The sequence below is a fragment of the Bradyrhizobium sp. CCH5-F6 genome (assembly GCF_001556045.1).
Classification (GTDB): Bacteria; Pseudomonadota; Alphaproteobacteria; order Rhizobiales; family Xanthobacteraceae; genus Bradyrhizobium.
The window spans coordinates 1-14,528 of the sequence record NZ_LSIC01000023.1 but is presented as its reverse complement, the minus strand read 5'-3'; the positions used below and the strand labels follow the sequence as shown (position 1 = coordinate 14,528).

The following is a 14,528-nucleotide window of genomic DNA, read 5'->3' as shown; positions in this document are numbered from 1 at the left end:
AAAGGTTGCATTTTCCGCCAAACTTGGCGAGGATTTTCCGGAGGGATTTCCGATGCCTTTTCAAGCCGCCACCGCGATCCCGCGCCGCGCCGTCACCCCCGCCGCCTTCGTCCGCGGCGTGGTGGCAGCTTATGAGCGATACGGCCGCGATCCCGCGGAGGCATTGAGCCGGGGCCAGGTGGCGCCGGACCTCGTCAATTCTCCGGACGGGCGGGTCACCGCCGCCCAGTTCGAGGCCCTGGCGGGCCATGCCATGCGCGAGCTCGACGACGAGGCGCTCGGCTGGTTCTCGCGGCGGCTGCCTTGGGGCACCTACGGCATGCTGTGCCGGGCCTCCATCACCGCGCCGACGCTCGAGGTCGCGCTCAGGCGCTGGTGCCGGCATCACCGTCTGGTCACCGAGGACGTGCTGCTCGACCTCGAGGTTGGCGAAGAGACCGCCGTCGTGTCGATCAGCGAGCTGCGCGATCTCGGGCCTTTCCGCGAGTTCTGCCTGGTCACCCTGTTCCGCTACGTGCTTGGCTTCTCCTGTTGGGCCGTCGATTCCAGGATCGCGCTCCGCGCAGCTGAATTCCCTTACCCCGAGCCCGGCCACGTCTCGGTCTACCCGACCATCTTTTGCCGGACCGTCCGCTTCGATGCAGACCGCTCGGCCATCGTCTTCGACAAGCACTATCTTTCGCTGCCGCTGACGCGTAGCGCGGCCGATCTCGACCAAATGCTCAAGGGCGCGTTGCGGCTGACCGTGCTTCCCTACCGGCGCGACCGGCTGCTGGTCGAGCGCGTGCGCCGCGTGCTTCGCCATGCGCGCGGACGCGCGCTCGGCGCCGAGGACGTCGCGCGCGAGCTGGCGCTGTCCACCCGCACGATGCATCGGCGCCTGCGCGAGGAGGCGACCTCGCTGCGCGATCTCAAGGAAGAGGCGAAGTTCGAGCTCGCCAAGCAGGAGCTGATGCGCGGCCGCACCCCGATCAAGCGGATTGCGGAGATCGCCGGCTTCCGCAACGAAAAGAGCTTTTCGCGCGCGTTCCGCAGCTGGACCGGCACAAGCCCGCGCGAATTTCGCGGCCGTTACCGGTGAGGCTCGAGCCAGCGCGACCTTGTGCGCCCGTCATGGACGGGAGGCGGCCCCCGAGATGGTTCCGGAGGCCGCAACATCTCTAAGCCGGTCCGGATTGCGACGTCAGTTCGAGTTGGTCTGCCCGCCCGGCCGAAGCTTACGCGATTGCGACCGCTTGGGCTGATAGGCCAATGCGTCATTCGGTGTCTTCGCTCCACCGCTCTGCGCGCACATGCCGCCGATGCCACCGGCTGCGGCCCGGCAGGCTTCCATCGTCGGATAGCCGCAGCCGTGAGCGGCCTGGGCACCGTTGGTGATGCAGTACTCCTCCGCCTGCGCGGCGGGCGCGGCGATCACGAAAAAGCCAGATGCAAACAGCGTCGCAGCGGATGCGACGAACGTCTTCGAAATCGATGCCATGGTGTCTTTCCTGCTTCAAGGGTCCCACACAAAGAGGCCTCGGCATGCCAACACGCTGAGGTTCGCACATTGCATCTAGGCCGCACCGGGGAACCGGCAATCACGACTCAGCGCATTGCAGGACTTCGCGTAACACATGTCACAGTTACGTTATTTACTCAGGCACTAAACTTCGGATTATCGATATCTCGATTGTCCGCCTGGGAGTGTTCGGATCCCCTATCCTGCCGCCGCAGCGACCTCCTGCAATGGCAGCGGCACGTCCTTTGCGACGCCCAGCACCGGGAAGCTCCGAACGTTCTTCACATTAGGCATCGCCGCGAAATGCAGGAGCTGCTGGCGCATGCTCTCGACGCTCGGCGCGACGCATTTCAGCAGATAGTCGGTGTCACCCGAGATCCGCCAGCACTGCTGGATGCGCGGGATCGCGGCGATCGAGCTCTCGAACGCCTCCAGCACGGGCTGAGCCTGGCTGCCGAGCTGGATCGAGACGAACGAGACAACCTCATAGCCGAGCCGCCGCTCGTCGATCACGGCCCGCACCGCCCGGATCACGCCACGGCTGAACAACGACTTCAGCCGCCGCAGGCAGTTCGGCGCGGACACGCCGACGCGCAGCGCAAGCTCGTTGTTGCGCACCCGCCCGTCCTGCTGCAGCTCGGATAAGATTTTCAGATCGACTCCGTCGAGCTGGTCACGCCCGGCCATACCCCACCTCGTCACGCTCCCGTCAGGCCCGCCAGCGAAGCACGCGGCGGAATCGATGCCAAGGCCCGGAAAAGGGATCCTGGCCGATTATGTCGCGCGGCCGACGTTACAGCTGAACACGACAGGGATTCAAATTGGTCGAGCGCTCGGCCTGACTTGTGTCATGGCGACGCCGGCGATCGCGAGCAGCCCACCGATGATCAACCTTGGGGTCATGCGGTCGCCAAGAAACAACACGCTCGAAATCAAGGCGAACACCGGAAGCAGCAGACCGAAGGGGGCGACGCGGTTCATGGAGCAACGGGCGATCAGCCAGAACCAAAGGCCGAACCCGACAATTCCTCCGATGAAAATCGTGTAGGCGAGTGCCAGCCAACCGCGTCCATCCGCCGTCACAAGGCTCGCCATTTGACCATGTTCAATGAGCAGCGACATCAACATGACCTGCGGCACCGTGAGCAGTGACGACCACCCCATCAACATTAACGGATCAAAAGGGCCATAGCGTTTCGTCAAGACGTTTGACACTGCGAATGCGAACGCCGCCCCGATCACAAGCAGGAGCGGAAGGATGTTTGCCGATGGGCCGGGCTCCGCGGCCAACACGACCACGCCGACGAATGCAAGGACCACTCCGGCAGACGTGGTGACAGACGGTCTCTCCGCGAGCAGCGGCCAGGCCAACAGGACGGTGAAGGGCGTGGCGAGTTGATATGCGACGGCCGACATGCTTCCCGAGCCGAGCCCAAGGCCAACATAGAACAGCCCGAAGTTCAGGCCGCCAAGGAAGAGCGAAATGGCTGCGACCGGGCCGACCTGCCCACGTGTGGGCCTCTTGACGAACGGAACAAGCAACAGCGCGATGGCCAGGAAGCGCAGTGCGAGGAAGAAGAGCGGCGGAAACTCCGTGACGCCCGCCTTGATCGCCACGAACTGGTAGCCCCAGAGCAAGGGAACGGCCACCGCGCAGATGATCTGGATGGCAGACATGGCACCCCTCCTTTAAAGACCGATCAGTCCAGATATTGGCGCGCCAATAGCGGAGCCACGCCATGGGTTATTCACTTGATGAAGCGATCGAGAAGAGCCTCGACGGTGGCTTGCGACGTGATCCGTGTCGGTGCCGTTTTGCCGACCACGCGCAGCCCCTCGACGAAACAGACGAGGATTCGGGCGGCACTTGAAGGGTCGACACCATCAGCCAACCTGCCCGCCGTCTCCGCGCGGGAAAGTGCATCCGCCACCCTTGCCTCCATGGCTTTCAAAAAGCTCGCGACGCGACGACCGACTTCAGCATCCTGGCCGGCCAGTTCCATGGCCGTGGCCACGAGCAGGCATCCGCGCCGGCCATTGGCGCCGCTCGTGCGGTCAACATAGCCCGCAAGGTAGGCCCGCAGGCCCTCGACCGGCTCGTTGTGGGGATCGAATTCGATATCCATTCGTGTCAGGGCATCGGCGATGTAGCGATCAAGCGCCCGCAGGAAGAGCGAGTGCTTGTCACCGAAGGCGGCGTAGAGGCTGCCACGCGAGAGTTTCGTCGCACGAAGAAGATCCGGGAGCGCCGTCGCGTGATAGCCGCGCGACCAGAATACACCCATGGCGCGTTCGACAGCGGCTTCCACGTCGAAGCTTCGGGGCCGGCCTCGGGGCAGCTGCGCTGGGGTTCGGGACCTCATTACTCATATATAGACCAATCGGTCTTTAAATCGCAAGGACCGCCCTGGGTCGGAAGCGGATATCGGCTGACGGGGTGCTATTTCTCTCGATAATGAGACCGGCTGCATGGTCGGTCGTCAGGCTGCGACCATGCCGATTACCGGAGCTGACGATCTCCCCCGCGTCAATACGACTGGGATTTCGGCCCTCAAGGCCTTTCATGCGTCGGCAGGTAGCGCCTGCGCAGCCCGCCCCTCAATGCGTCCAGGGCTCGCCGCGCCGGAACGAGAAATTGTCCGCATAGGCGACCGGGCGGCGGATCGACTCCTTCGGCTCGATAACCTGATAGGCGATGCCCTTGCGCTCGCAATAGGCGATCGCCTCTTCCTTGCTGTGGAAGCGCAGCGTGATCTGCTGCTTCATGTCGCCCGACGAGGTCCAGCCCATCAGCGGCTCGACCGAACGCGGCTGCTCCGGCTCGTAGTCGAGCTGCCATTCCTTTGTCTTGGACCGGCCGGATTGCATCGCGTTCTTGGCGGGCTTGAAAATGCGTGCGGTCATGGGTGGTCCGGGCCTCTTGGTCGATTCCGATGCGTCACGGTGGCAGTTGGTGGAAACCGCCGGCATAGTATAGAGACACCGTTCGGGAAATGTTCGGTTGATTCCGGCTCCCGGGGGTGCCCTGCCCATGGGTATAGTCATTATGCTGCACTGTGACAATTGCGTACCCGCCTTCCGCGCCGGGATCCCGGCCGGCGGCTCAACCTCACCGATCGCCGCGCTTCTGTCCTATCCGAGAGCTTTCGTCGCATGGCCTTCCTGAACATCAGTGCAACGCTACCCGACAAGGGGCGCGATCTCCGGCTCGACCTGTTTCGCGGCGTCGCGAACTGGGCGATCTTCCTCGACCACATCCCCGACAACGTCGTGAACTGGATCACGACGCGCAACTACGGCTTTTCCGACGCCGCCGACCTGTTCGTCTTCATCTCGGGCTACACGGCATCCTTCGTCTACGCGCGGATGATGCTGGAGCGCGGCTTCATCGTCGGCGCCACGCGGCTCACCAAGCGGGTCTGGCAGCTCTACGTCGCCCACATCATCCTGTTCGTGATCTACATCGCCTCGATCAGCTATCTCGCGCTGCGCTTCGGCGACTCCGAGATGATCAACGAATTCAACGTCGTCGGCCTGGTCGACAACGCCACCGAGACGCTGCGCCAGGGCCTGTTCCTGCGCTTCAAGCCGCTCAATCTCGACGTGCTGCCGCTCTACATCGTGCTGATGGGGCTGTTCCCGCCCGTGCTGTGGTTCATGCTGCGCAAGCCCGATTTGACGATGGTCCTGTCGATCGCGCTGTGGCTCGCCGCGCGCCAATTCGGCTGGAATCTGACCGCCTATCCGGCCGGCCAGTGGTACTTCAACCCGTATTGCTGGCAGGTGCTGTTCGTGTTCGGCGCCTGGTGCGCGCTGGGCGGTGCACGCCGTTCGATGGCGCTGATCAACGCGCCGATCACGCTCTGGCTGTGCCTCGGCTATCTGCTGTTCGCGCTGATCATGACGATGGCCGGCCGCTTCCCCACCTTCGGCGGCATGTTCCCGGAATGGCTGTTCTCGGCCTTCAACCCGAATGACAAGACCAACCTTGCACCGTACCGCTTCCTCCATTTCGTGGTGATAGTGATCCTGGTGATTCGCTTCGTGCCGAAGGAGTGGCCGGGGCTGGAGTGGAAGGTGTTCGATCCCTTGATCGTCTGCGGCCAGCAGTCGCTCGCCGTGTTCTGCGTCGGCGTCTTCCTGTCCTTCGTCGGGCATTTCGAGCTGTCGATGAGCTCGGGCTCGCTGCTGGCGCAAATCTTCGTCAGCGTCGCCGGCATCGCGATCATGACGACGGTGGCCTATTACATCTCGTGGTCGAAGAAGCAGGACAAGCCGCTGAAGCCGCCGCCGCCGAAACCGGGGGCAGCCGCACCAAAGGCGGCCTGAGCGGTCGATTTCTGCTCCTCGAGGCGCGTCACGGTTGCTCCGCTCGTGAGCCCGGATCGAATTGACATGGGTCAACAGAGGTGGCGCGGGCGGCGCATAGTGTCGCCGCGACATGCGCCGCCGCACCGACCTCGGCGGCCTCCCCTCGCACAAGGCCCAGACACATGCCCACTCATTTCCACGCCGTGATATGGATCGACCATTCGCAGGCCAGGATTTTTCATCTCGGCCTCAGCGGCTCGGACGAAATCACGCTGCATCCGCATCTGGCGACACGCCATCTTCATCACAAGGCCAATGCGATCGGCAGCGGCCATGCCGCCCCCGACAAGGCGTTCTACGCTGAGGTGACCAAAGCCCTCGCCGACGCCGGCGAGATCCTCATCATCGGCCCGGCGAGCGCGAAGACGGAGCTTGCCAGCCACATTCGCGCGAGCTCACCCGATCTGGCCAAGCGGATTGTCGCGGTGGAAGCGGCCGATCATCCCTCGGACGCCGAGATCGTCGCCTATGCGAAGCGTCACTTCAAACTGCCGCTGCCGCGCGTGCAGACACCGGGCTCGGCAGCAGGCGAGCGGCATTCGGGTTAGGACCGCACGGCCTCAACAACGACCCGGGGCGCGATGATGGTTCATCCCAATCTCACCGCGCTTCATGCCGCCTCTTCGTCGTCGAACTCGGTGAATTTCCTGTAGATCCAGTCGCGGCCATCGTGCCGGCGCCAGACCTTGCCGACCACGAACTGCCCATTGATGGAGCGGCGCGGCACGATCACTGTCCAGAGGTGCCAGATCTCGGTCCAGCTCGACTGCGGACCGACGGCCTTGAGGTTGCGATCAAGAGACATGGGCAGAACTCGCTGGCGCAGAATCAACCGACTCGCGCCGCGACGAACCATGATCTGTTGTCGCACAGATTGAAGAAGCCGATCGCGAGCCTGGCCCGATCTGATAGCAGCCGCCAAAACGGCCGCAACAACCGCTCGCCTTTAACCTAACCGATCAACCTTACTTCTTGGGATGGATCCGCGTTGTCGGTTGAAAGCCTGCGCGGGGTTTTCTAGAATGCACGCGATTTGAGAACGAGCGCGCTGTTTCGGCGCATGGTGATTTTCGAACCGACCTCGAACTTTGCAAGCAATCTGACGTTTGAAAAACAATTGGTTTGCGGGGGACAACAATAATGAATCTGCAATGTGCACGTCTGCGCCTCGCGGTACGAATAACGCCGCCCGCGCCAGTCGTAAGGACGCCGTCACAAGAGCCGCCGCAAGCCGCCAACGACAACCACGCCGTCTGGTCATACATCCCGTTTCCACCGGGCTGGCACGCGTCGAGCTGACTGGTCCGGGCTATAGTGCAACGCTACGCAAGCGGAACATCATGGCTGGGCAGCGTCAGCTCGAACATGCGCGCTGAAACCCCAGCACACAAACGCCTGTGGCGAATCCTGAAGGTTCGACGCAGCTGTGCCGGTACGCAATCTACGGGACAGGCGTGGTCGGATTGGATGTTGGGGTGGCCCTGCGCTCTCGCCTGAACCGCCTGGCGCATCGCCGTCTGGGTGCTGTGTCGAAGACCAGCATCTCCGAGGATCAGGATCCAAGCTCGGGACTGGTCGGGGCAGCTGGATTCGAACCAACGACCTGCAGTACCCAAAACTGCCGCGCTACCAGGCTGCGCTATACCCCGAATGTCCGGCGAGCCCCGTCGATACACGCTTCCAGAGGCGCCAGCAAGCTTTCCAAGCCCCAGCGAGGCTCCAAAGCCGCCAACCAGGCCAGCGCCCCCGCCTCGCCTATTTGCTGCTGAACAAGGGGTGGCCGACGCGGTCACCCGGGCGGATGCCGTACTTCTGCGCCGTTCCCGCCACCACCTCCAGCACGGCCCGGGCGGGGCCGCGGGACGAGATGATCTTCGTCGACAGCGGCTCGGTATTCTCGGCGATGCGCAGGATGCGGCCATCGGCGCGGATGAAGATCATGTCGAGCGAAACATAAGTGTTCTTCATCCACATCGAGATTTCCTGCTCGGGATTGAAGTCGAACAGCATGCCTTTGCCGTCCGGCAGCTCCTTGCGATACATCAGGCCGGTCTGCTTCTCTTCCTCGGTCGTTGCCATTTCCACCGAGAACACCTGCACACCGTTCTTGGTGACGATCTCGAGCGGTTGGAAGCTGGCGGCTTCGGCGGGCGCGCTGGCGATGGCAGAGACTGCGGTGACGAGGATGGCGGCAAGCCAGCCCTTCGCAACGGACCAGACAGCCTTTCGGTCAAAACTCATGGGGACTCTCGAGGCGTGGGACTTCGCCAGTCCTTACGCGGCGGCCGCCGGAAAGAAAAGAGGCGCGCCGGCCAGCCGGCACGCCTCTGCTCACGATTGCGGGAATTGGTGCCTTCAGTGCGACTGCAATCCCGGCGATCCGGTCTCGGGATGGATCTCGGCGGCCATCATGCCCTTGGAGCCGGGCCCGAAGCGGACGAGCACATACTGGCCCGGCCTGAGCTCGGTCATGCCGAAGCGGCGCAGCGTCTCCATGTGCACGAAAATGTCGGGCGTTCCCTCGCCGCAGGTCAGGAAGCCGAAGCCGCGCAGCCGGTTGAACCATTTGACCTGGGCCCGTTCCAGCCCGCTGGTCGGGGTGACCGTGACATGGGTGCGCGGCGGCAGCATCTGCGCCGGATGGATCGCGGTCGACTCATCCATCGAGACCACGCAGAAGGCCTGGTATCCCTTGGCGCGCTGGATGCACTCGACGACGATGCGGGCGCCTTCATAAGCGGTCTGGAAGCCGTCGCGCCTAAGCACGGTAACGTGCAGGAGGACGTCCGGCCAACCGTTGTCGGGAACGATGAAGCCGTAGCCTTTGGAAGCGTCGAACCATTTGATGACGCCATGGACCTCGACGAGATTGGCGCCAGTCTCGCCAAGCCCGCTGAAGGGACTGAGGGCGCTGTCGCGGCCGGCACCGACGTGCTCGCCCGGGGTCATTCGCCCGGGCGATACTCCCTGCCCGGGTACCCCGAGCTTCTTGGACTCAAATCCGTCCGACGACCCCATAACCCCGGACCCCACACTGCCATGCAACCCGCCCCATCGGCGGCGCTCGAATCACGCGTCTTAAGAGAATGTTCTCAATTGGACGCGACGCGAATCTTTCGACTCAAAAGATAACACTCCCGGTTGCGAGGCATAGACAAAAAAGAGATTCGCCGGAACCTATGAACAGCTTGCACAGCCGCGAATCAAACTGATGCCTCAATTACCGACAAAGGGCCCGAGCGCTTCGCCGATGTCGTGGCGGATCACGAGGTCGGCGATGTCGTCCTGATCGGTCGGCTCGCGATTGATGATCACCAGGCGTGCACCGGCGCGCTTGGCCATCATCGGAAAGCCCGCCGCAGGCCAGACCACGAGCGAGGAACCGATCGCGATGAAGAGGTCGCAGGCTTGAGACAGCGCGGTGGCGCGCTGCATTTCGTCGTCCGGCATCATCTGGCCGAACGAGATCGTGGCGGTCTTCACCGGCTCGTCGCACGCTGTGCAGTTCGGCGCTGCGCCGTCGCGCTCGAAACGGTGCTTCACCCAGTCGAGCGGATAGGCCTGCCCACATCCGATGCAGCGCGCATAAGTTGTATTTCCGTGAAGTTCAATTACGTGCTCGGCTGCGAATCCCGAGGCCTGGTGCAGATTGTCGATGTTCTGGGTGATGACGGCGGGAACCTTGCCGGCGCGGTAGAGCGAAGCCAGCGCGCGGTGGCCGCGGCCGGGCTTCGCCGCGGCAAACACCTCCTCCATCGCGAAGCGGCGGCGCCAGGATTCGTCGCGCGCATCCTGGCTCGCCACGAACTCGTCGAAGGGGATCGGACGATGACGCGTCCAGAGTCCGCCGGGCGAGCGGAAGTCGGGAATGCCGCACTCCGTCGAGATGCCGGCGCCGGTGAACGGCACGATGGCCTTGGCCTCGGCGATCATCTCGCCGAGCCGCTCGACGCCGCTCTGAAGATCCGATGCGATCAATCGCGCCTCCCGACTCGTTCTGCCTGACACCGACATGCACAAACGGCAAGATCGCTGACGCTCTTATCAAGCGCAAACGCAATGCGCTCGGCAATTTTTTCCGCTCTTCGCTTATCACAATCCTGCAATGCCTCCTCCCCATTGACGCCCCAATCAGGAGCGCCAATGGATGTGTTGACGCGACTCAAAGTGATTGCGGCGGCAGTGCTTGAGTTCAGGTGTGCACATACTCAGGTGTAGAGGGGATTTGACATGACCGAGGACGAAGAACGCAAAGTTCGTGAGCGCGATGAGATCGCCGCCCGTGTCGCCGCCTTCCGTGCCACGCAGGAAAAGTTCAAGCGCGAGCGCGAAGAATACTTCGTGTCGACGCTGGAGAACGCCCGCAAGGTCGAGCGCCCATCGCTCTGGCCGTAACAATCATCGCGACAGCAAACGCGAAGACGTGAAAAACGCCCGGAGCATCGCTCCGGGCTTTTCGCTATTGGCGACTACCAATGCCGCCAGTGGTGATGGTGGTGGCGGTAATACGGCCCACCGCCGTAATAGGCGTAGGGACCCGGTCCGTAATAATAGCTCGGGCCGCCGTAATAGCCGTAGCCCGGACCGTAATAGGGACGGGATGCCGCGACGGCGCCCGCGGTGATCGCGCCGGCGGCAAGGCCGAACGCAAGTCCCGGACCGATGCCGCGCCCGCGCGCCTCGGCCGGCACAGGCGCCGCGACTGCGGTTACGCCAACCGCCGCGACGGTGGCCAGAACTGCCAATGTCTTCTTCATGCTCTTCTCCTTCGCGTGTCACGAAGATAACGGCGAGCGCCTGCGATGGTTGCGCAACGGACGGGAACCGGCGCGGTCAAAAAAGATCGACGCGGCGGGAACGAAAGCGCCGGACGCGGATTGATGTTCCAAGTGCGGGAGCCTTCGCCATCCGGGTTGAGGCAACAGCACGAAGAACCCCGTCAGCATCTCCGCGATGTTGGCGGGGTTTTCAGTTTCACGGGAGCAGATGGCAGCAGAGCGCGATTGCTGCCAGCGGGGCAGACGATCGAGGAGAAGAGTTTGCCATTATCCGCTTTGCTCGCCCGTATCCGCAGGCTGGTTCCCAGGTCCGACGATCGGCATTACGACGAGATCGTCCGCGGCTTCGGTGTCGGCACGCTGCGCCCGCCGCCGACGCCCATGAGCGACCGCGAACTGGCCCAGGCGATCGCCGAGTTCCTGAAGGAGCAGCCCTCGAGCGAATCCGTCGCGACGCTCGGGCGCCGGCTCGACCCCTCCTCTCCGCTCTGAGCAGCGCTCGCCGGGCCGCGGAACATGCGCTCGCCGCGCACGTTGACCGGGCCCTACGACGAGGAGATGCGACATGCCTGTTTGGCTCGAAGTTCTGGTGAACCTGTCCGGCTATGCGGGCTTCGTTGCGCTGGCGACCCGCGGCGCCGGCTGCCCGGACACCGCGGCTGACGATCCGATCTGCAGCGGCAAGCGTTAATTGGCGTGCGCCGGCTGACCAGCCGTGCGCACCAGCCGGTCGGCCTTGACCGCAACGCGCGTGTCCTCGACCTGCGGCCGCAGCGAGAAGCTGATCAAAACGAAAGCGAGACAGAACAGCGTGCCGACGATGGCGACGCGCCGGTAAGTCTGCCGGTCGCCCTGGTAAAAGGACGGCTCTGAAAAAGGCGTCTCTGAAAAAGGTGTCATGGCAAATTGCTTCTTGGCAAAGTCGTTCTTGCTTGTCCTTGCCAGACACCTACGCCAACCCGCCGCAAGCGCAACGCGATTGGGCTTTTAACCTAACCGAATAGGGTTATCGGCATCCCCGCAAGCAATCGTTAGGCAGACCGAGGCGGCGCCCCTGCAGCAAGGAGCGTCGAACGACCGACCGGCTTTGTTCCAGCTTCGACTCCATTTCGTTCTCGAAGAACGAATCGGAATCGCAGAAATGCGCACAGGACGTTTCCTAACAAAAGGTGCACAGCCACCCGATCGCATCGCATCACATCGCTCGACATCGATCCAGGCGCGGCACATGTGGCTCCTCACTCACTCCTTGCGGAGAGGATGCGAACAGATCGCGCCAAGCATCACGCCGTTTCGTTCTGATGCGCACGGCCGCGTCGCCGGCAAGCGCTACACGTTCTGCATCCGACTCCATTTCGTTCTCGAAGAACGAATCGGAGTCGGGAAATAAGCGCGGAGCGATTCCTAACGATCGATGAAGACGCGCGTCCCACACTTTCGACGCCGCGTCGGCAAACTCCTCGGCGGCCAATCAGGCGCGAGCCGTCAGAACGACATCGCGCTTGCGCGTTGCCGGGTGTCGCCGGCTGAGATCGGCCGGCCGCTTCGGCTTGTCCTTCGAGAAGCATTCGAGGATCTGGATGCGCAGCTCTTCTGCGGCGGGGCCCTCGACCTTCCTGAGCTCGTTCCAGAGTCTGATCACCTCGCGCTGTTTGTCCACGGTCATGGGCCACCTCCAAATCGTCCATCAAGGCGGCTTACACTAGAACAAAATGAGAACAAAAGTCCAGCCCGTCGAGGGACACTTCGATGAGGATGTCGCGTTGAACCTTTCCGGCGCGCCAAAGACCCATAGGAGCTGGGGATTTCAGCGCCCAGTTTCACGGCAGCGCCGCGTGACGAACATATTCCGTCATCGCGGCGCTGTTGCTTTTTAGGATTTCAACTTTAAGTTACGCGCATGGCTGACGGCCAGGCGCTGAAATCCCGGCGCCGTCAGCCCGAAGAGCCTCGCGCGAAAGCGCGGGGCTTTTCTTCTCTTTTGAGAGCCGGTGAATTTGGCCGAGGCGCGCCGATTGCGGCGCCCCGAAAGCGGCACCGCCCCTCGCACTGACCGGGGAAAATTGTTGCAGCCGTTCGGCTTCAAGAACCCCGCACCGCGAGATACGTCATCGAAGGCGCGGATTGTCTGCAAACCCCGTGAGAACGAAATCCCGATGGATTTCGCTCTCCCGGCTTGGGGAAAACTGCACAGCGCACCGGCAGAGCGACGGGCGCGCTTGACTGATCGTCGTGGCGATCTCCGGCATCGTCGCCGCCGGGCACCACCTTGTCGTCAGCCATTGATCGCTGCGCTGTCTGGCGACAGCCGCAACGACATTGCCGGCGCCTTAGACGGCGTCCTTGGCGACCTTCAGCGGCGAGGCCTTGACGGACTTGCTCGCGGGCTTCGCGGCGAACTGCATCGGCTCCTTGGTGAAGGGATTGACGCCCATGCGGGCCTCGGTCGCGGGCTTGTTCACCACCGACATCTTCACGAAGCCCGGAATGACGAACTCGCCGGACTCGTTGAGCTCCTTGTAGCCGACCGTCGCCATGTACTCGATCACCGACTTCACGTCGTTCTTCGAAAGCTGCGTGCCCTCGGCGATCGCATCGATCAACTGGGTCTTCGTCATCTTCGCCATGTTCTGAATTCCTTTGAATGGGGTGCGCGCGTAAACTCTGCTGTGGACGCGGATGGACCCGCGGAGGCGCGCTTCTGATTCATGCCAGAGGTCATGAAGTGACCGGGCTTAGAGCCCATCGAAGCTGAAAACGCAAGCAGGGCTTCGGCGGAGTTCCCGACTTCCTGAAATATCCAGCCGCTTGTGTTGAACCATCTGCCGGCTGGCGCGTCTCATTGTCGAAGTCCCCAAGCTTCACCCCGTCAGAGAGCCCCGCTTCCCCCAGGCGGGGTTTTCGCCTTTTGATTCCTCGCAGAGCGCCGCGGCTGCTATATGGTCCGGCGTTTCTCGCGAGGGGTTCATGAAGGTTGCCATTGTCATCGCCGGGTTGATTGTCGTCGCCGCTGCCGCCGTGATGGCGATCCGGCCGGACCTCCTGAAGCCTGCGTCCCTGGCACATGTGAAGAAGTCCGACATTTTCGGCTTCGCCCCCGGCATGACTTTCGAGGAGACCGACAGGCTCGTCAGTCAACGTCGTTACCGCTGCCGCCAGGGCGGGGGTTCGTTCATCCTCGAATGCGACATCAATGGCGCCAAGGTCACGATCACCAGCGACGACGCGGATCCCAAGCATCCCATCCGGCGCGTCACTGCGGAGTTGAATAGTCCGGCACCGCAAGACGCTGCGGTCAGATCGCTCTCGGAGCAGTTCAACTCCGAGCCCGTCAAGGACGCCCGCGAGGGATGGACATGGATCGTCGGCCGCGGGTTCAAGCTGACCTATGACGGCATCGCCTTGCAGCTCACCGACGAGGCCACGGACGCGCGGCCTCGGAAGGAAGAAGCAAAGCGCTAGGCCGGAGCCGCGCGACCGCGGCGGCGCCAGCGTGCAGCGCTTTTCCCGAGGACATGCGCACACGACGAGCGCGCGACGATCATTCATCCTGATCTCGTCGCGCCTTCGGCACGTCACGCGTCGAGAAACATGTGGCCGGCCTCGTTTGTTGAGACTTCGGTAACCTAACGCAGCCACTCTCCTCACCAGGTATTGTTGCGTTGGAGTACCCGCCGTGCTGGATTTTGACGAGCTGCGTGAACTCGCGGCAGACGTTCGCGTGTTTATCGACCTCGCCGACGACAAGGCCGAAGCGGTCAAGGCCGTCATCGCGGCCTACGACGTGGTCCTGGCCATCTTCCCGTCGCAGGAAGGCATGGGCTGAACTTCCTCCGAATGAGTGGACACCTGTAGTAGGCTCGTTGAGCCTGGAGGTG

The 14,528-nt window shown here is 63.0% G+C and carries 21 protein-coding genes and 1 tRNA gene; 8 read left to right on the top strand and 14 right to left on the bottom strand.

The genetic code is table 11. The annotated features are described in order from the left end of the window. The first annotated feature begins 52 nt into the window (after positions 1-52). Positions 53-1,081: an AraC family transcriptional regulator gene (locus AX729_RS05015; protein ID WP_061020805.1), complete on the top strand. Its 1,029-nt coding sequence runs from the start codon at positions 53-55 to the stop codon at positions 1,079-1,081. Between the two features lie 102 nt (positions 1,082-1,183). On the opposite strand, the gene AX729_RS05010 is transcribed toward AX729_RS05015, so the two are convergent. The 5 genes from AX729_RS05010 to AX729_RS04990 form a co-directional block, all read right to left on the bottom strand. Further along, on the bottom strand, positions 1,184-1,480 hold the full coding sequence (locus AX729_RS05010) for a DUF3551 domain-containing protein (protein ID WP_061020804.1): 297 nt from the start codon (positions 1,478-1,480) through the stop codon (positions 1,184-1,186). 219 nt (positions 1,481-1,699) lie between these two features. Beyond that, positions 1,700-2,188, bottom strand: coding sequence for an Lrp/AsnC family transcriptional regulator (locus AX729_RS05005; protein WP_061020803.1), 489 nt, complete (start codon positions 2,186-2,188; stop codon positions 1,700-1,702). A gap of 129 nt (positions 2,189-2,317) precedes the next feature. After that, the gene (locus tag AX729_RS05000) at positions 2,318-3,178 is read right to left on the bottom strand and encodes a DMT family transporter (RefSeq protein WP_061020802.1); all 861 of its coding nucleotides are present in this window, start codon (positions 3,176-3,178) and stop codon (positions 2,318-2,320) included. Positions 3,179-3,249: 71 nt separating this feature from the next. Next, a complete protein-coding gene (locus AX729_RS04995) occupies positions 3,250-3,786 on the bottom strand; it encodes a TetR/AcrR family transcriptional regulator (protein WP_502686897.1) in 537 nt (178 codons plus the stop codon). Between the two features lie 313 nt (positions 3,787-4,099). Continuing rightward, complete coding sequence (locus tag AX729_RS04990; protein WP_061020800.1) at positions 4,100-4,405, bottom strand: ETC complex I subunit; 306 nt, start codon at positions 4,403-4,405, stop codon at positions 4,100-4,102. A 249-nt stretch (positions 4,406-4,654) separates the two neighbouring features. On the opposite strand from AX729_RS04990, the gene AX729_RS04985 reads away from it, so the two are divergent. Both AX729_RS04985 and AX729_RS04980 read left to right on the top strand, forming a co-directional pair. Further along, the gene (locus AX729_RS04985; RefSeq protein WP_061020799.1) at positions 4,655-5,830 is read left to right on the top strand and encodes an OpgC domain-containing protein; all 1,176 of its coding nucleotides are present in this window, start codon (positions 4,655-4,657) and stop codon (positions 5,828-5,830) included. Between the two features lie 164 nt (positions 5,831-5,994). Beyond that, a complete protein-coding gene (locus AX729_RS04980; RefSeq protein WP_061020798.1) occupies positions 5,995-6,420 on the top strand; it encodes a hypothetical protein in 426 nt (141 codons plus the stop codon). A gap of 62 nt (positions 6,421-6,482) precedes the next feature. On the opposite strand, the gene AX729_RS04975 is transcribed toward AX729_RS04980, so the two are convergent. The 5 genes from AX729_RS04975 to AX729_RS04955 form a co-directional block, all read right to left on the bottom strand. Beyond that, positions 6,483-6,677: a hypothetical protein gene (locus AX729_RS04975; RefSeq protein ID WP_061020797.1), complete on the bottom strand. Its 195-nt coding sequence runs from the start codon at positions 6,675-6,677 to the stop codon at positions 6,483-6,485. Positions 6,678-7,444: 767 nt separating this feature from the next. Continuing rightward, a tRNA-Pro gene (locus AX729_RS04970) sits at positions 7,445-7,521 on the bottom strand. A gap of 106 nt (positions 7,522-7,627) precedes the next feature. Then, positions 7,628-8,113 (bottom strand): DUF192 domain-containing protein, encoded by a 486-nt coding sequence (locus tag AX729_RS04965; protein ID WP_061020796.1) that lies wholly within the window; start codon positions 8,111-8,113, stop codon positions 7,628-7,630. A gap of 114 nt (positions 8,114-8,227) precedes the next feature. Beyond that, a complete protein-coding gene (locus AX729_RS04960; RefSeq protein WP_061020795.1) occupies positions 8,228-8,890 on the bottom strand; it encodes a cold-shock protein in 663 nt (220 codons plus the stop codon). Positions 8,891-9,088: 198 nt separating this feature from the next. Continuing rightward, on the bottom strand, positions 9,089-9,850 hold the full coding sequence (locus AX729_RS04955; protein WP_061020794.1) for an SIR2 family NAD-dependent protein deacylase: 762 nt from the start codon (positions 9,848-9,850) through the stop codon (positions 9,089-9,091). A gap of 252 nt (positions 9,851-10,102) precedes the next feature. Here AX729_RS04955 and AX729_RS40380 point away from each other — a divergent pair, with 252 nt between their 5' ends. Further along, positions 10,103-10,267 carry a hypothetical protein gene (locus AX729_RS40380; RefSeq protein ID WP_164937196.1) on the top strand — a complete coding sequence of 55 codons (165 nt, stop codon included), beginning with the start codon at positions 10,103-10,105 and terminating at the stop codon, positions 10,265-10,267. A gap of 74 nt (positions 10,268-10,341) precedes the next feature. On the opposite strand, the gene AX729_RS04950 is transcribed toward AX729_RS40380, so the two are convergent. Continuing rightward, the gene (locus AX729_RS04950) at positions 10,342-10,629 is read right to left on the bottom strand and encodes a hypothetical protein (RefSeq protein ID WP_061020793.1); all 288 of its coding nucleotides are present in this window, start codon (positions 10,627-10,629) and stop codon (positions 10,342-10,344) included. A gap of 45 nt (positions 10,630-10,674) precedes the next feature. Here AX729_RS04950 and AX729_RS41010 point away from each other — a divergent pair, with 45 nt between their 5' ends. Together AX729_RS41010 and AX729_RS41480 are read left to right on the top strand one after the other, a co-directional pair. Next, the gene (locus AX729_RS41010; protein WP_245325063.1) at positions 10,675-11,142 is read left to right on the top strand and encodes a hypothetical protein; all 468 of its coding nucleotides are present in this window, start codon (positions 10,675-10,677) and stop codon (positions 11,140-11,142) included. Between the two features lie 73 nt (positions 11,143-11,215). Next, positions 11,216-11,341: a hypothetical protein gene (locus tag AX729_RS41480; protein WP_283807782.1), complete on the top strand. Its 126-nt coding sequence runs from the start codon at positions 11,216-11,218 to the stop codon at positions 11,339-11,341. On the opposite strand, the gene AX729_RS04940 is transcribed toward AX729_RS41480, so the two are convergent. The 3 genes from AX729_RS04940 to AX729_RS04930 all read right to left on the bottom strand — a co-directional run bounded on the left by AX729_RS04940 (position 11,338) and on the right by AX729_RS04930 (position 13,277). Next, the gene (locus tag AX729_RS04940) at positions 11,338-11,550 is read right to left on the bottom strand and encodes a hypothetical protein (RefSeq protein ID WP_061020792.1); all 213 of its coding nucleotides are present in this window, start codon (positions 11,548-11,550) and stop codon (positions 11,338-11,340) included. The genes AX729_RS41480 and AX729_RS04940 overlap by 4 nt on opposite strands. 571 nt (positions 11,551-12,121) lie before the next feature. Further along, positions 12,122-12,316, bottom strand: coding sequence for a hypothetical protein (locus AX729_RS04935; protein ID WP_061020791.1), 195 nt, complete (start codon positions 12,314-12,316; stop codon positions 12,122-12,124). A gap of 664 nt (positions 12,317-12,980) precedes the next feature. After that, on the bottom strand, positions 12,981-13,277 hold the full coding sequence (locus AX729_RS04930) for an HU family DNA-binding protein (protein ID WP_018323108.1): 297 nt from the start codon (positions 13,275-13,277) through the stop codon (positions 12,981-12,983). Positions 13,278-13,617: 340 nt separating this feature from the next. On the opposite strand from AX729_RS04930, the gene AX729_RS04925 reads away from it, so the two are divergent. Beyond that, positions 13,618-14,112, top strand: coding sequence for a hypothetical protein (locus AX729_RS04925; protein ID WP_061020790.1), 495 nt, complete (start codon positions 13,618-13,620; stop codon positions 14,110-14,112). A 214-nt stretch (positions 14,113-14,326) separates the two neighbouring features. Beyond that, the gene (locus AX729_RS39405; protein WP_156456725.1) at positions 14,327-14,476 is read left to right on the top strand and encodes a hypothetical protein; all 150 of its coding nucleotides are present in this window, start codon (positions 14,327-14,329) and stop codon (positions 14,474-14,476) included. The last annotated feature ends 52 nt before the right edge of the window (positions 14,477-14,528 follow it).

What these genes read in the sequence shown, in the direction of transcription:
- AX729_RS05015 (WP_061020805.1), top strand. Translation starts at nt 53, where the DNA reads ATGCCTTTTCAAGCCGCCACCGCGATCCCGCGCCGCGCCGTCACCCCC.
- AX729_RS05010 (WP_061020804.1), bottom strand. Translation starts at nt 1,480, where the DNA reads ATGGCATCGATTTCGAAGACGTTCGTCGCATCCGCTGCGACGCTGTTT.
- AX729_RS05005 (WP_061020803.1), bottom strand. Translation starts at nt 2,188, where the DNA reads ATGGCCGGGCGTGACCAGCTCGACGGAGTCGATCTGAAAATCTTATCC.
- AX729_RS05000 (WP_061020802.1), bottom strand. Translation starts at nt 3,178, where the DNA reads ATGTCTGCCATCCAGATCATCTGCGCGGTGGCCGTTCCCTTGCTCTGG.
- AX729_RS04995 (WP_502686897.1), bottom strand. Translation starts at nt 3,786, where the DNA reads ATGGGTGTATTCTGGTCGCGCGGCTATCACGCGACGGCGCTCCCGGAT.
- AX729_RS04990 (WP_061020800.1), bottom strand. Translation starts at nt 4,405, where the DNA reads ATGACCGCACGCATTTTCAAGCCCGCCAAGAACGCGATGCAATCCGGC.
- AX729_RS04985 (WP_061020799.1), top strand. Translation starts at nt 4,655, where the DNA reads ATGGCCTTCCTGAACATCAGTGCAACGCTACCCGACAAGGGGCGCGAT.
- AX729_RS04980 (WP_061020798.1), top strand. Translation starts at nt 5,995, where the DNA reads ATGCCCACTCATTTCCACGCCGTGATATGGATCGACCATTCGCAGGCC.
- AX729_RS04975 (WP_061020797.1), bottom strand. Translation starts at nt 6,677, where the DNA reads ATGTCTCTTGATCGCAACCTCAAGGCCGTCGGTCCGCAGTCGAGCTGG.
- AX729_RS04965 (WP_061020796.1), bottom strand. Translation starts at nt 8,113, where the DNA reads ATGAGTTTTGACCGAAAGGCTGTCTGGTCCGTTGCGAAGGGCTGGCTT.
- AX729_RS04960 (WP_061020795.1), bottom strand. Translation starts at nt 8,890, where the DNA reads ATGGGGTCGTCGGACGGATTTGAGTCCAAGAAGCTCGGGGTACCCGGG.
- AX729_RS40380 (WP_164937196.1), top strand. Translation starts at nt 10,103, where the DNA reads ATGACCGAGGACGAAGAACGCAAAGTTCGTGAGCGCGATGAGATCGCC.
- AX729_RS04950 (WP_061020793.1), bottom strand. Translation starts at nt 10,629, where the DNA reads ATGAAGAAGACATTGGCAGTTCTGGCCACCGTCGCGGCGGTTGGCGTA.
- AX729_RS41010 (WP_245325063.1), top strand. Translation starts at nt 10,675, where the DNA reads ATGGTTGCGCAACGGACGGGAACCGGCGCGGTCAAAAAAGATCGACGC.
- AX729_RS41480 (WP_283807782.1), top strand. Translation starts at nt 11,216, where the DNA reads ATGCCTGTTTGGCTCGAAGTTCTGGTGAACCTGTCCGGCTATGCGGGC.
- AX729_RS04940 (WP_061020792.1), bottom strand. Translation starts at nt 11,550, where the DNA reads ATGACACCTTTTTCAGAGACGCCTTTTTCAGAGCCGTCCTTTTACCAG.
- AX729_RS04935 (WP_061020791.1), bottom strand. Translation starts at nt 12,316, where the DNA reads ATGACCGTGGACAAACAGCGCGAGGTGATCAGACTCTGGAACGAGCTC.
- AX729_RS04930 (WP_018323108.1), bottom strand. Translation starts at nt 13,277, where the DNA reads ATGGCGAAGATGACGAAGACCCAGTTGATCGATGCGATCGCCGAGGGC.
- AX729_RS04925 (WP_061020790.1), top strand. Translation starts at nt 13,618, where the DNA reads ATGAAGGTTGCCATTGTCATCGCCGGGTTGATTGTCGTCGCCGCTGCC.